At 43.9% G+C, this 14,077-nt stretch carries 11 protein-coding genes and 2 tRNA genes; 9 read left to right on the forward strand and 4 right to left on the reverse strand.

What is annotated here, in order from left to right; genetic code table 11:
- The first annotated feature begins 14 nt into the window (after window positions 1–14).
- Window positions 15–785: a 23S rRNA (guanosine(2251)-2'-O)-methyltransferase RlmB gene (gene rlmB / locus IQ457_RS09890; protein ID WP_200663031.1), complete on the forward strand. Its 771-nt coding sequence runs from the start codon at window positions 15–17 to the stop codon at window positions 783–785.
- On the opposite strand, the gene coaE is transcribed toward rlmB, so the two are convergent.
- The 4 genes from coaE to pilB all read right to left on the reverse strand — a co-directional run bounded on the left by coaE (window position 748) and on the right by pilB (window position 5,621).
- Window positions 748–1,437, reverse strand: coding sequence for a dephospho-CoA kinase (gene coaE, locus IQ457_RS09895; protein ID WP_200663032.1), 690 nt, complete (start codon window positions 1,435–1,437; stop codon window positions 748–750). The two genes, rlmB and coaE, sit on opposite strands and share 38 nt — an antisense overlap.
- 116 nt (window positions 1,438–1,553) lie before the next feature.
- Window positions 1,554–2,453 carry a prepilin peptidase gene (locus IQ457_RS09900; protein WP_200663033.1) on the reverse strand — a complete coding sequence of 300 codons (900 nt, stop codon included), beginning with the start codon at window positions 2,451–2,453 and terminating at the stop codon, window positions 1,554–1,556.
- A 25-nt stretch (window positions 2,454–2,478) separates the two neighbouring features.
- Complete coding sequence (locus IQ457_RS09905) at window positions 2,479–3,702, reverse strand: type II secretion system F family protein (protein ID WP_200663034.1); 1,224 nt, start codon at window positions 3,700–3,702, stop codon at window positions 2,479–2,481.
- Window positions 3,703–3,911: 209 nt separating this feature from the next.
- Window positions 3,912–5,621: a type IV-A pilus assembly ATPase PilB gene (pilB, locus tag IQ457_RS09910; protein WP_200663035.1), complete on the reverse strand. Its 1,710-nt coding sequence runs from the start codon at window positions 5,619–5,621 to the stop codon at window positions 3,912–3,914.
- Window positions 5,622–6,017: 396 nt separating this feature from the next.
- On the opposite strand from pilB, the gene tpiA reads away from it, so the two are divergent.
- The 8 genes from tpiA to IQ457_RS09950 all read left to right on the forward strand — a co-directional run bounded on the left by tpiA (window position 6,018) and on the right by IQ457_RS09950 (window position 14,071).
- Window positions 6,018–6,818: a triose-phosphate isomerase gene (tpiA, locus tag IQ457_RS09915; protein ID WP_200663036.1), complete on the forward strand. Its 801-nt coding sequence runs from the start codon at window positions 6,018–6,020 to the stop codon at window positions 6,816–6,818.
- Window positions 6,819–7,084: 266 nt separating this feature from the next.
- Window positions 7,085–7,393 (forward strand): preprotein translocase subunit SecG, encoded by a 309-nt coding sequence (gene secG / locus IQ457_RS09920; protein ID WP_025652589.1) that lies wholly within the window; start codon window positions 7,085–7,087, stop codon window positions 7,391–7,393.
- 197 nt (window positions 7,394–7,590) lie between these two features.
- Window positions 7,591–7,675 (forward strand) — tRNA-Leu (locus IQ457_RS09925).
- 152 nt (window positions 7,676–7,827) lie between these two features.
- Window positions 7,828–7,904, forward strand: a tRNA-Met gene (locus tag IQ457_RS09930).
- A gap of 534 nt (window positions 7,905–8,438) precedes the next feature.
- Entirely contained in the window at window positions 8,439–8,939 is a 501-nt protein-coding gene (gene rimP, locus IQ457_RS09935) for a ribosome maturation factor RimP (RefSeq protein WP_200663037.1), read from the forward strand.
- A gap of 129 nt (window positions 8,940–9,068) precedes the next feature.
- Window positions 9,069–10,553: a transcription termination factor NusA gene (nusA, locus tag IQ457_RS09940; protein WP_068407903.1), complete on the forward strand. Its 1,485-nt coding sequence runs from the start codon at window positions 9,069–9,071 to the stop codon at window positions 10,551–10,553.
- Between the two features lie 164 nt (window positions 10,554–10,717).
- Window positions 10,718–13,444, forward strand: a complete 2,727-nt coding sequence (infB, locus tag IQ457_RS09945) for a translation initiation factor IF-2 (RefSeq protein WP_200663038.1) — start codon at window positions 10,718–10,720, stop codon at window positions 13,442–13,444.
- 222 nt (window positions 13,445–13,666) lie between these two features.
- Window positions 13,667–14,071 carry a ribosome-binding factor A gene (locus IQ457_RS09950; RefSeq protein ID WP_068407899.1) on the forward strand — a complete coding sequence of 135 codons (405 nt, stop codon included), beginning with the start codon at window positions 13,667–13,669 and terminating at the stop codon, window positions 14,069–14,071.
- Window positions 14,072–14,077 lie beyond the last annotated feature (6 nt).

Consider the following 14,077-nt stretch of genomic DNA (forward strand, 5'->3'; position numbering starts at 1 on the left):
ATTGTAGATTCCCTATGGCAAAACCCAGCTATTTTTATGGCATTCACGCGATTGAAGCCTTACTCGAATACCGCCCGCTTGATGGGCTCAGCTTATTTGTCCAACAAGGACGTGAGAGCGACAGCCATGTGCAAGCGATCATGGCGCAAGCACGTGATAATGGTATTAGTATTCAACCGACACAAAAAGATAAGCTTACTCAGCTGTGCGGCAGCCCGCAACATCAAGGCGTGGTGCTTAATGCGCGTCCGTTAGGGTTCGCTGACGAAGGTTTATTGGATACCATTGCTAAGCGTGAGCAGTGCTTATTATTGGTTCTCGACCAAATTACCGACGCGCATAACTTTGGCGCCTGCTTACGTACTGCAGTGGCCATGGGCGTTGATGCCGTTATTTGCCCCAAACACCATGCGGCAAGCCTGACGCCAACCGTTGCGAAAGTATCGGTAGGGGCTGCCGAGATGATGCCTATCGTTAGTGTGACCAATTTGGCTCGTACGTTAAGCAAGATTAAAAACGCTGGCGTCTTTGTATTTGGAACCGCATTAAATGCAGAGGCAAAGCCAATACATGCCGCTGATATGACGGGTAAAACTGCGATTATTATGGGCTCTGAGGGCGAGGGCATGCGTCGCCTGACGATGGAGAGCTGCGATGAGCTGGTTTATATTCCGATGTCAGGCAACGAGCATGGTAACCTGCAAAGCTTAAATGTGAGTGTGGCGACTGGTATGGCGCTCTATGAGATTAATCGGCAGCGAACTTTAGCTGCTGGGCAAGCGTAAGATAGTTTTGATGTAATGGCTCAAGCTGTAAATATAGCGCCGCAAGATCGCTTTCGTTAAGCACCACATCATCTGCATGACGATTACGCTCTTCGCGGCTGAGCTGATTAATCATGATGGCTTTAATCTTTTGTACGCTTTGCTCATCGCGCTGGCTGGCACGCGCAAGCTGAGTTTCTTCGGTGGCATCCATTACCAAAATACGCTGGCATAAGTTGGCAAGCCCTGCTTCTGCACCTTCAATGAGCAAAGGTGCTGAGAGCACAACATATGGTGACGTACTGGCTGCTAGTTGCAATTTTGCCGCTTCGCGTATCGCTGGATGGGTGATGGCTTCAAGCTCAATTAAGGCTTCAGGATGGGTGAAGACATGAGTGCGCACGGCGGCGCGATCCATTTCCCCATCATCGTTTAATACCCAATCACCAAATTTTCTTTTGATTTTGCGTAAAGTGGCGCTGCCTTTAGCGACCACTTGATGAGCAATCACATCTGCATCAATAATATCAATCCCTTGCTGCGCGAACCAATCGCTTGCCGCCGACTTGCCGCTGCCGATACCGCCGGTCAAGCCGACAACTAACGTCTTGCTTTTGGATTGGGGCGACTGTGGCTGATAGGAATAAGATGAAGATGAGGCATAATTTGACATAGTAATGACTTATTTAACCGATAGAAGAGGGAGGCTACAATATACTAATAGCCTATTCTAGCAGGTTAAAGCGCATTTTTGAGAAATTGCGCGTCTACTTGCGTCAGTATAGGGGTTTAAGCGTACATTCCTAGATACCAATTGACGATATCTGGGCCGTATAATAATGCAATGATACCGGCAATCGCGATATAAGGACCAAAGGCAAAAGGGCGGCTTTCCCCTTGTTTCTTCATCAAAATAATCCCAACGATAGAACCAAGCAGTGACGACAGTAAGATAATTAACGGCAACATCGTAGGCCCAAGCCAAGCACCCAATACGGCCAGTAATTTAAAATCGCCTTGTCCCATGCCGTGTTTTTTCGTAATGAGATAAAAGATTTTTACCACGACCCACAAAGATAAAAAACCAAGTAAAAGTCCCCAAATGGACTGCGTAGGGGACACAAACCAACCTTGCGAATTTACCGCCAATCCTAAGCCCGCTAATGGAAAGGTTAGGCGATCTGGCAATAGCTGGGTATCAAAATCGATACCTGTTAGTGCAACTAGGGTCCAAACCAAAATCAATGCTGATAATCCTGCGGCGCTGACGCCAAACTGATAAATGACCAACATAGATAGCAGAGCAGTTACCAGCTCAACAATAGGATAACGTAGTCCGATAGCCGCTTTACAGTCTGAGCAGCGCCCGCGTAATATAAGCCAGCTTATTAAAGGGATGTTTTCATACCACTTTATTTTATGAGCGCAGTGCGGACAGCGTGAAGCCGGTGTGCTTAATGTAATAGAAGGGTCAGCAGCGACGATGTTTGCCAATGGTTGCGTATGTTCAGGCGGCATGTCTGCTTGCTCAGCCATAAACTGGCTACATTCTTGCCGCCACGCCGCTACCATCATGAGCGGTGTCCGATGAATCACCACATTTAAAAAGCTGCCAACACAAAGACCAAGTAGACCAAATACGACTAAGGCAAGAGTCATATTTTCTTGTAATAATTGAATAAATTGCATGAAATCGTTTTCCTTGCAGTGGCTGTTAGCCTACCACTGAGCCCATTTGGAAGATTGGTAAATACATGGCAATCACTAAGCCGCCAACCAACACACCGAGCACCGCCATAATTAACGGCTCCATTAAGCTGGTCAAACCATCGACGGCGTTATCGACTTCATTTTCGTAATAGACCGCCACTTTATCGAGCATCTCTTCTAAGCTACCTGATTCTTCCCCGATACCAACCATTTGAATCGCCATACTTGGGAATAAGTTGGTTGAGCGTATCGAAAATTGCAATTGCTGACCGGTTGAAACATCGTTTTTTATTTGCTGAATGGCGTTATAAAAGACCACGTTATTTGCAGCGCCCGCAGTAGAATCTAAAGCATCAATGAGGGGTACACCAGCAGCAAAGGTGGTCGATAATGTACGCGCAAAGCGAGCAATAACGGCTTGATAAGCAATATTGCCAAATATGGGTGCTTTTAATACCGCACGGTCTAAAAAATCGCGAAACTTCTTAGAGCGTTTTTTAGCTTCTGAAAAGCCAATGACGGCGCCACCAATCAGTACGATTAAAATAAACCACCAAGATTGCATCCATTCTGACATCCCTACTACCATCTGAGTAAACGCCGGTAGTTCGGCACCAAATGAACCAAATAAATCGGCAAATACAGGAACAACTTTAACCAGTAGGATAATAGTGACGATAATGGCAACGACAATCACGGCGATAGGATATTTCATTGCCTTTTTAATTTTGGCTTTTAACAGCTCACTTTTTTCTTTATAGGTTGCAACGCGCTCTAGCATGGTCTCTAACGAACCGGACTGCTCGCCAGAGTCTACAAGAGAACAAAACAGATCATCGAAATAGCGCGGATGTTTACGCAGTGCCGAAGCAAAAGTGCCGCCCGCTTCGATATCGGCTTTTATTTGTAAGACCAAATCTTTCATGCTCGGGTTATCAAGAGAGTCAGCAACAATCTCAAAGGATTGGGTTAACGGCACGCCAGCTTTCATCATAGTGGCCAACTGGCGGGCAAAAATAGCAATATCAATCGGTTTAATAGACTTTTTAAAAGTGTATAAAGGCTTGGGTTTTTTCTTGATACCTTTGACAGTGATACCTTGTTTGCGCAAAGTGGCTTTCGCCAACTCCAAGCTACGACTGGTGGTTTCGCCTTTTACTTTTTGTCCGCGCCGGTTTACTCCATCATAGACAAAGTCTAATAGCATGTCGGTTTTAGCTTTTGCCATGTTGATACCCTCAAAATTCATCTAATAAAGATGTTATAAACCGATAAAAGTATGTCAAATTTAATACCTCATTTCGGCATACTTCATTTCTATAAGAAAAGCCAGTATATATATGTTTTATATTTAAGTACATCTGTTAGATAACATTGCTAGTTTATAAGTATAAAGGTTTAAAATCACGAATTAGAATTTTAATTTTGCAACGGTTGCTATTCAGAAGTCACGCGCATCATTTCTTGAATACTGGTTACTCCTTGTAGCACCTTTAAAATACCCGAGCGCCGTAAATCTCTAAAGCCGTTTTTAAGGGCAGCATCTTTAATGTCTATGGCGTTACCATCTTCCATAATGATACGTGAAATATCGGGACTGACTTTCATCACTTCATAAATACCAACACGGCCTTTGTAGCCTTCACGGCATTCATTACAGCCAATAGGTTCATAAATGAGGTTATCTGGATTGTCTAAATCAGCATCGGTAAAACCAAGCTCAAGCAGGCTTTGCCGTGGTATATTGATGGGTTTTTTACAATTTTTGCATAAGCGCCGAGCTAGTCGCTGAGCGATAACTAAGTTGACTGAGGTGGCAATATTAAATGAGGCAACACCCATATTGCGCAAACGCGTTAAGGTTTCAGGGGCAGAGTTGGTATGCAGGGTAGAGAGTACCATGTGTCCTGTTTGTGCTGCTTTAATCGCAATCTCAGCCGTTTCAAGGTCACGAATCTCACCGACCATGACGATATCAGGATCTTGACGTAAGAATGATTTAAGGGCATTGGCAAAGGTTAAACCGACTTTGGGGTTAACGTTGACCTGATTGATACCTTCAAGGTTAATCTCGACAGGGTCTTCTGCCGTTGAGATATTGGTCTCGCCAGTATTTAAAATATTGATACCCGTATAGAGCGAGACGGTTTTACCAGAACCAGTAGGACCTGTAATCAGCAGCATGCCTTGCGGTTTATGTAAGGCTTCTAAAAACATCTCTTTTTGGTCGGGCTCATAGCCTAAAGCTTCAATACCAAGCATGGCTGAGGACGGATCCAAAATACGCAAAACCAGCTTTTCGCCAAACAAGGTAGGTAGGGAGTTTACCCGGAAATCAATGGCTTTATCTTTCGAGATTTTAAGCTTGATACGGCCATCTTGCGGTATACGGCGCTCAGAGATGTCCATCTGTGACATGACTTTTAGACGCGCGGCAATTTTACCCGCAAGCTGTACCGGCGGACTGGCCATTTTTTGCATGACGCCATCGACACGAAAGCGTACGCGATAGGTTTTCTCATAAGGCTCAAAATGTAAGTCTGAGGCACCCATACGAATGGCGTCAACCAACATTTTATTGACAAATTTTACAACTGGCGCTTCATCAACGCCGTCGCTGAGTTTGGTTTCGCCTTCATCTTCTTCGCTTTCATTAAAGCCGATATTTAAATCGCTGTCAGAAAAGCTATCAAAACTTTGCATGGTATCAGCGTATAGATTCTCAATACGCCTTTTGAGCTTATCTTCTTCAACAACAACAGTCTCGATAGACAGGCGCGAGTTAAAAGCAATAGCATCAATGGCATCGATACGGGTGGGATCGCTTAATGCCACAAATAAGCGTTGCCCGCGTTTAAACAGTGGTAACGCGTTAAACTTACGTACGATTTTTTCATCAACCAAGTCTTTTGGAATGATGTCTGAGCTTAGGGCATCAAGATCAAACAAAGGATCACCAAACGCTTGTGATAGCATCTGAGCGACCTGATAAGCATTAGCCAACTTATTGTCAACCAAATAAGGCACCAATCCGATTTGCTGCTGTTGCGACTCTGTTTGCGCGGTTTTCATATGTGCTTCGCTGACGATACCTTCGCTAATCAACTGCTGCGCTAAACCACCGTACTTACTGGCTGTGATAGACATTAAGACCTCTCTATGCGTGATACCAAATGGGCTGTATTTTTTACCAAAACCAAAGCATCTACTATATATAACACCAGTAGTTTATTTATAATCGTTACATTGATTAGTAACATTTATTCTAAAAACAACTGATTGATTGCCTTGGTTTTATTTTTTATAAATAGAATGATATAGGAATTTTTTAGAGTTAAAAGATTTTATATAGCGTATAAGATGACTAATCTGCAAAAAACGTCAATGTGGCAAATACTTATTTAAAATAATTTTATGCAAAATCGGTTCCAATGCTAAGCACCTCATACTATAGCAACGCACTATAGCACTTGGGAAATATTTGTTATACTTGCGCGCATATGAGCCATATTGGCAGCAATACATAAGATAAGGTAAATGGGTATGCAAGCTTGGGTAATTGGGAATTGGAAGCAGAATCCAGCAACGAGCCATGACGTCAAGGCGCTACTAGATGACTTATTAACGGCTGTTAGTAGAGAAGAGCAGCCTGATAAGGCTCACTGTCAATTGATGGTCGCCCCGAGTTTGATTCATTTAACCGCTGTCAGTGAGCGTCTAAAAGGTAGTTCAATACTGAGCGCCGCTCAAGATATAAGCGCCTATAGTCCCAGTACTGGCGCTTATACTGGTGATTGTTCAGCGCAGCAAGTTGCTGATACTGGCGCAACATGGACGATACTGGGACACTCTGAGCGCCGTCAGTATCATCAAGAATCTCATGACTGTTTATTGCAAAAAATGACTCACGCCCTCGCGCAAAACTTAGGCGTCATATTTTGCATTGGCGAAACCCAAGCGCAGTATGATGCCAAAGAAACGCTGGCAGTCATTGATGCGCAATTAGCGGTGATTAAAGATTTACTTGCGCAAAATCCTGAACTTGCTACAGATTTGTCAGAGCGTTTAATCATCGCTTATGAGCCAGTTTGGGCAATTGGCACGGGCAAAGTACCAACCGTCGCTGAAGTAAGTGCGACGCATCAACATATTAAGCAAACCCTTGCGAGCTTCAATGGCGAATTAGACAACATAACGGTTTTATATGGTGGTAGCGTCAATGCTGACAATGCCGACAGTTTTGCTGCTGATAGCATGATTGATGGGGCATTGGTTGGCGGCGCATCGCTAAAAGCAGAAAGTTTTTTAGCGATTGCCAAAGCTTTTGGCGGCAATAAAGCGTAGTCGTATTCAGTAAAATTACAATTTAATCCATATTGAACAATGACTTTGCTCAAAAAATGTCTTTCGCAGTTGGCAAAAGTGGCTTTAACAGTGACCTTGCAATCGTGTACAATGCGCCTTATTTAGATGATTGCTTTATTTACACAACTGGTTTGACGTTGTTGGTCATATTAGATGTTAATCAATAAGCATTACGCAGTTTTATTACTCATTCCTACGATTTATTTTACGTTATCAGTCGTCATTACGCGGCAAAAGAGGCCACCATGTTTACGTTTATATTAGCCCTGCACATTATCGTGGCGATTGCCATGATTGGCTTGATTTTGATACAGCATGGCAAAGGGGCAGACGCCGGAGCTTCTTTTGGTGCGGGCTCATCAGGTACCGTATTTGGCGCCGCCGGCACTGCAAACTTTTTGACGCGTGCCACTGCGGTATTAACGGTGATATTTTTTATCACCAGTATGACGCTTGCCGTACATGCACGTAAACAAGCCGAAGACCAGTTTCGTTTAGATGCGCCCGTATCGGCGCCGCAAACGCCGCGCCCGCTGACACAAAATCCTCAGTAACTATATTTACGTTAAAGTCTGTCTTAATTTTTTGACAGATAATTTTAACCGTTATCTTTTAATGCAGGCAGTACTTGCTATTTTAAGACGTTAGATTTACAATGCTTCTCTGTTTTTAGCCGTCTTTAACTTTCGTTGCCTTCTTTAAGCATCGGTTATAAAGGGTTAAAGCTGAAAAACAGAGTAGTAAGAAAAATGCGATTGTGGTGGAATTGGTAGACACGCCATCTTGAGGGGGTGGTGGCGCAAGCTGTGGGGGTTCAAGTCCCCCCAATCGCACCAAGCTTTATGTGTATGATGTTTTACTTGAACGTTGTTGTACTCAAACATTATAGAAAGCAGGGTTCATCGTCATTAATGCTTAATTTGATTATTATCTAAAATAAGTATTGACAGCCCTATAAAACCTCTCTATAATATGCGTTCTAGATTGATGCGGGGTGGAGCAGTCTGGTAGCTCGTCGGGCTCATAACCCGAAGGTCGTTGGTTCAAATCCAGCCCCCGCTACCACTTTTTATACTGATGTTTTGTACACTAAATTTGTCAGTAACGATTAGCCCACCATTATGTTTGTGGGTTTTTTTGTATCTGATGGTCGGTGTTATCGCGATATCTGTCCTACTTATGCTAAGCTCTATTTCTATAGAGTACGATGCTATTCGTTATCCATCGTCATTCGCCGCGATGCTTGTTAAGCGTACTATCCTTTACTTCTCATACCTTTACCGATAGTTCTGCTTTATACATAATAAAAGCATTGTCTGGTTGAGCTTGATGTTTTCTAGGCTCATCCTTATATAAAAGCACGAGTTATAAAACATCTTATTTATATAGTGACGCGTTTAAGCGTTAAGAACAATGTAGGTTTATAAGTTAAGGCGCGAATTGTCTTAATTTGACGGCAGCCAGTTTTTATAAAAGTTAATTATTAACAATAAATATTGTTATCGATAAACAACAAAGTGCTATCAATACAAGCTTTACGATATAAAATACAGTTTGCTTAGTACGATAGTTACGTGGATAAGAAAAGATAAATAGATTATGAAGCTTTCGACAAAAGTTACAGAACTGACCAATATTATTGCGCCTGCGGTAGCGGCTTGTGATGTGGCGCTGTGGGGTATTGAATTTGCGCCACAAGGTCGTCGCTCGTTGTTACGCATTTATATTGAGGCATTGCCAGAAGACCAAGCCCAAGATAAGCAAGTAACCATCGAGGACTGCGCAGCGGTGAATCATCAAGTGAGCGGCATTCTTGAGGTTCATGACCCGATTGCTGGTGAATATATTTTAGAAGTATCGTCGCCAGGTTTTGATCGTGCCTTTTTCTCAGATGAGCAAATGCGTGCCTATGTCGGTCAAACAGTGAGCTTGCGATTGATCCAAGCGATTGGCGAAGGTGATAAAAAACGCCGCAAAGCGACTGGTACTTTAGACAGTATTGATGATACTTCTTTAAAGCTAACCGCCACTGATGGTGAGCAGTTTGAGATTGCATTAAGCAATATTGACAAAGCCAACTTGATTTATGAAGATGCTTAGTTTAAAAACAGTAGCTTGATAAATGAATATTTTACTCTCCAAACAGCCTTTGGCTTACGGTGAAAATATAACGTCAACACATTAACGATAAAGTTTAAGTCAATTATAAAACGATAGGACAGGTATAGCATGAGTCGTGAAATCTTAACGGTAGTAGAAACTGTCAGTAATGAAAAGGGCTTAAATCCTGAAGACATCTTTGAAGCAATCGAAGATGCTTTGGTGGTATCCACGAAGAAAAAAGTCTATACCGATCAGCCAGAAGTAGCGGTACGGGTTGCTATTGACCGTGCGACGGGCGATTATGATACTTATCGTTATTGGACAGTGGTTGCAGATGAAGACCATGAGATGCCTGCGTGTCAGCTGGCGATTACCGATCTTGACCAAGACGAATGGTCAATTGGTGATATCAAAGAAGAGCAGATCGAATCGATTGAATTTGGTCGTATTGCTGCGACGCAAGCTAAGCAAGTTATCATTCAAAAAATCCGTGAAGCAGAGCGCAATTTAGTAGCCGACGCTTTTGAGCCACGTATTGGCGAGATGATGTATGGCGAAGTTAAAAAACAAACGCGCGATGGTTATATCATTGATTTAGGTGACAATGCTGAAGGCTATTTGTCACGTGATCAGATGCTACCTCGTGAACAATTGCGCCCAAAATCACGTATCAATGCCATTTTATATCATGTTAACCGTGAAAATCGCGGTGCTCAATTGTTACTATCACGCACGCATCCTGAAATGCTCTCAGCATTGATGCAAAAAGAAGTGCCCGAGATTGCCGAACAAATTATTGAAATTCGTAATGTCGCGCGTTTGCCGGGTACGCGTGCTAAAATAGCGGTTAAAACCAACGATCATCGTATTGATCCCGTTGGCGCTTGTATTGGTATGCGTGGTACGCGTATCCAAGCGGTACAACAAGAGCTTGATGGCGAACGTATTGATGTGGTGGTTTGGTCAGATGACCCAGCCCAATTTATCATCAGTGCGCTAGAGCCAGCGGACGTCAGCAGTATCATCTTAGATGAAGACACGCAAACGGCGGATATTATCTTTAGCACCAATGATCAATTGGCGCGGGCGATTGGCTCACAAGGTCAAAACGTGCGTTTAGCCTCTGAATTAACCGGCTATAAGCTTAATATGATGTTAGAGGAAGAGTATCAGCAACGTCAAGAAAACGAAAGCAAGGCCTTTATCGAATTATTTTATGAGCGTTTAGAGGTCGATAAAGATCTTGCCCAAGCGCTGGTTGATATTGGTTTTACCAGTATTGAAGAAGTCGCTTATGTGCCAGTCGAAACCTTTTATGATATCGAAGGCCTAGACGATGAAGCGATTGACATGATTCAAGAGCGTGCCAAAGAAGTGGTTATCGCCGATGAATTGGTCAAACAACAAAACATGAAAGAGCCAAGTCAAGAGCTACAAGATCTTGAAGGAATGACGGTCAGTTGGGCCTATAAAATGGCACAAAAAGACATCATTACCGTCGATGACTTGGCAGAACAAGCCGTCTTCGATCTAGAAGATATCGAAGGTTTAGACTCTGAAACCGCAGGAAAACTCATCATGAAAGCTCGGGAATCTTGGTTCAATGAATAAGCGGTAACTGCATATCGCTGTCTTTTAGTGATATGCTATCGATAATAAGGGCTGGTGTGACGTAACCCAATCAAATGTGTTACAAATACTAGCCTTAACCCAATCATTTGTAGCCAACAACTGAATTGAATATATAGCAAATAATAGACAGTAGGTGATAATAAATGGCAGATAAGACCGTCAAAGAACTGGCAGATATGGTAGGCAAAACCGCAAGTGCTGTACAACAGCAACTGGTAGATGCTGGACTGCCTGCTCGCGCAGAGGATGACCTAGTCACCGAGCTTGAGCAAGAGAAGTTGGTGACGTATTTAAAGCAAAGTCATGGCCAGCAAGAAAAGCGACGTATTAGCCTGAAATCTAAGACGACCAGCACCGCACGCGTGACCGGCTCTTCAGGTAAATCTAAGAGCGTTAATGTAGAAGTGCGCAAAAAGAAAGTGTTCGAGAAGCCTGATCCAGAAAAGATGGCGGAAGAATTGGCAGCGCGCGAACAAGCCATGATTGAAGCACAAGAGCGTGCAACTAGAGAAGCAGAAGAGCGTGCCGCTACTAAGAAAAAGGCGGAAGAACGTCAAGCGGCTACGTTGGCAGCGATGCGTGCAAGCTTAGGTTCGAGCAAAAAGTCAGACGATAAGAATGACGATATCTCAACCTCAGTGGTTGTGAAAAAAGGCGGTAAAGCGGCGGTAGAAGTTAAACCGAAAGAGCAGCCGAAGAAAAAAGTTGCCGCCACGAAACCAAAAGTTGAAACGGCAGCAGAGCGTAAAGCTCGCGAAGCTCGTGAAGTCGAGGAAGCGCGTCTGCGTGAAATCGAAGCAGAAACTCGCCGTGCGCAAGCCGAAGAAGCGCAAAAGCGTACCCTTGAGCAAATGCGTAAAATGGCTGGTAAATATACCGATCAGCCGGCTACTGAAGTGCGTAAAGATGAGCCGTTAGCCGAAGGTTTGGTCGGTGATGCGCTAGAAGAATCGTTTGAAAAAGAACGTCGCGAAATCAAACGCGGCACCAGTAGCACCAGTGCTCGCGGTCGTGGTCGCCGTAAGAATCAAGACGAGCGTGAAATCAAAAACCGTAAAAACGGTTTACGCTCAACGCAAGCCTCACAGCATAAGTTTGAAAAACCAGTCGATAAAATCGTTTACGATGTTGAGATCAGTGAACACATTACGGTTTCTGATTTGGCACAGCGTATGGCGGTTAAAGCTCGCGAAGTGACCAAATTGCTCATGAAAATGGGTGAAATCGCACGCGAGTCCGACACTATTGATCAAGCAACAGCTAGTCTGATTGTTGAAGAAATGGGTCACAACCCAGTACCGGTTAGTGATACCAAGGTCGAAGATGATCTACAAGATGCGGTAGATGAGCGTAGCAGTAACGTGCAAACGCGTCCACCAGTTGTGACTATCATGGGTCACGTTGACCACGGTAAAACCTCACTACTCGATAAAATTCGCACAACGAAAGTTGCTACCGGTGAAGCTGGCGGTATTACTCAGCATATCGGTGCTTACCATGTGAAAACCGATCGCGGTGTTATTACTTTCCTTGATACTCCAGGTCACGCCGCCTTTAGCGCCATGCGTTCACGCGGTGCACAGGCAACGGATATCGTTGTCATTGTTGTGGCTGCCGATGATGGTATGATGCCACAAACCGAAGAAGCGATTGATCATGCGCGCGCTGCTGGTACGCCTATCATCGTTGCTATCAACAAAATGGATAAGCCAAGCGCCGATCCTGATCGCGTACTTAATGAACTCACTGCTAAAGAAGTGGTTTCAGAAGAATGGGGCGGTGATACCCCAATGGCGCGTATCTCAGCCAAAACGGGTGACGGTATTGATGAGTTATTAGAGCTTATCAGTCTACAAGCTGAGCTAATGGAGCTAGAAGCACCGTTAGACGGTGCTGCTCAAGGTGTTGTTATTGAATCACGACTTGAAAAAGGTCGCGGTCCAGTTGTCAGTGTCCTAGTTAAAAAAGGTACCTTAAAACAGGGCGACTTAGTATTAGCAGGTGAGCATTACGGTAAGGTTCGTGCTATGACAGACGAAAATGGTCAACGAATCAAATCTGCTGGTCCGTCTATCCCTGTAGAGATATTAGGTTTACCTGAAACACCTGCTGCTGGTAGCGAGTTCTTAGTCTTAACCGATGAGAAAAAAGCCCGTGAAGTGGCAGATTTCAGAACCAACCGTGAGCGCGAGCGCCAGCTTGAACGTCAAAATGCGATGCGCTTAGAGAGCATGTTTGATCAGATGGAACAAGGCGATGTGTCATTCTTAAATATCGTCTTAAAAACTGACGTGCGTGGTTCGCTTGAAGCGTTACTTGCGGCTCTAAATGAGTTATCGACGGATGAAGTTAAAGTTCGAGTGATTAGCTCAGGCGTTGGTCCAATCTCTGAATCTGATGTGACATTGGCTGAATCTAGCGAAGCGGTATTGCTCGGTTTCAACGTCCGTGCAGATGCAACCGCACGCCGTAAAGCAGACGCTGCTAAAATGGATATTCGCTACTATAGCGTTATCTATGGTTTGATTGATGATGTCAAAGCGGCGATGAGTGGTATGCTAGCGCCAGAACATCGTGAGAAAATCTTGGGTGTTGCTGAGGTTCGCGAAGTATTCCGTTCTAGTAAGTTTGGTGCTGCTGCCGGTTGTATGGTGGTTGAAGGTACGATTTATCGCAACAAACCTATCCGCGTCTTGCGTGATGATCAAGTTATCTTTACGGGTCAATTGCAATCATTACGTCGCTATAAAGAAGACGTTAATGAAGTACGTACCGGTATGGAGTGTGGCCTAGCGGTTCGTGGTTACGACGTCGAAGCGGGCGATAAAATCGAAGTCTTTGAAATCCAAGAGTTCGCCCGTACCATCTAAAGCAGTCGCTTTATGATTTAGCCATTCAATCGTATAAAATGATTGAATGGTTGGATAATTTCTTAAGATTTAGCTGTACTTAGGCCTAACAGGTACACCCTGCTAGGCCTTTTTTAGCAAAGACATTGTGTTTTATATTTAATGTCATTAGATATAACGCTCATGCGTTTTTAATGAGAGTTTTTTAATAAAAATAAGCTGTATGACCAATAAGGTAATAACATGAATCAACGTTTACAACGCTTGGCTGATCAGATTCAGCGTGAGCTTGCGGTTCTTATCCGTGACGAAGTCAATGACCCGCGTTTGACGGGCTTTGTCACTATCTCTAGCGTTAAAGTCAGCCCAGACTTGGGTTACGCAGATATTTACGTCACCATCATGGAGCCTGAGCTTAACGATGCGATGACCAAATCTAGCCATGAAGACAGCATCAAGGTCCTCAATAAAGCGGCGGGTTTTTTGCGTACCGAATTAAGCCACAGTCTAAAAACGCGTACCACACCGCGTTTACGCTTTCATTATGATGAAGTGACGGCGCGTGGCAACTATATGATGGATCTTATCAATAAGGCTGTGACCAAAACTGAGCAAAACGAGTCTGATGAGCAAGAAATTAACGAGTAATAGCTA

The sequence above is a fragment of the Psychrobacter sp. M9-54-1 genome (assembly GCF_016613355.1).
Classification (GTDB): Bacteria; Pseudomonadota; Gammaproteobacteria; order Pseudomonadales; family Moraxellaceae; genus Psychrobacter; species Psychrobacter faecalis.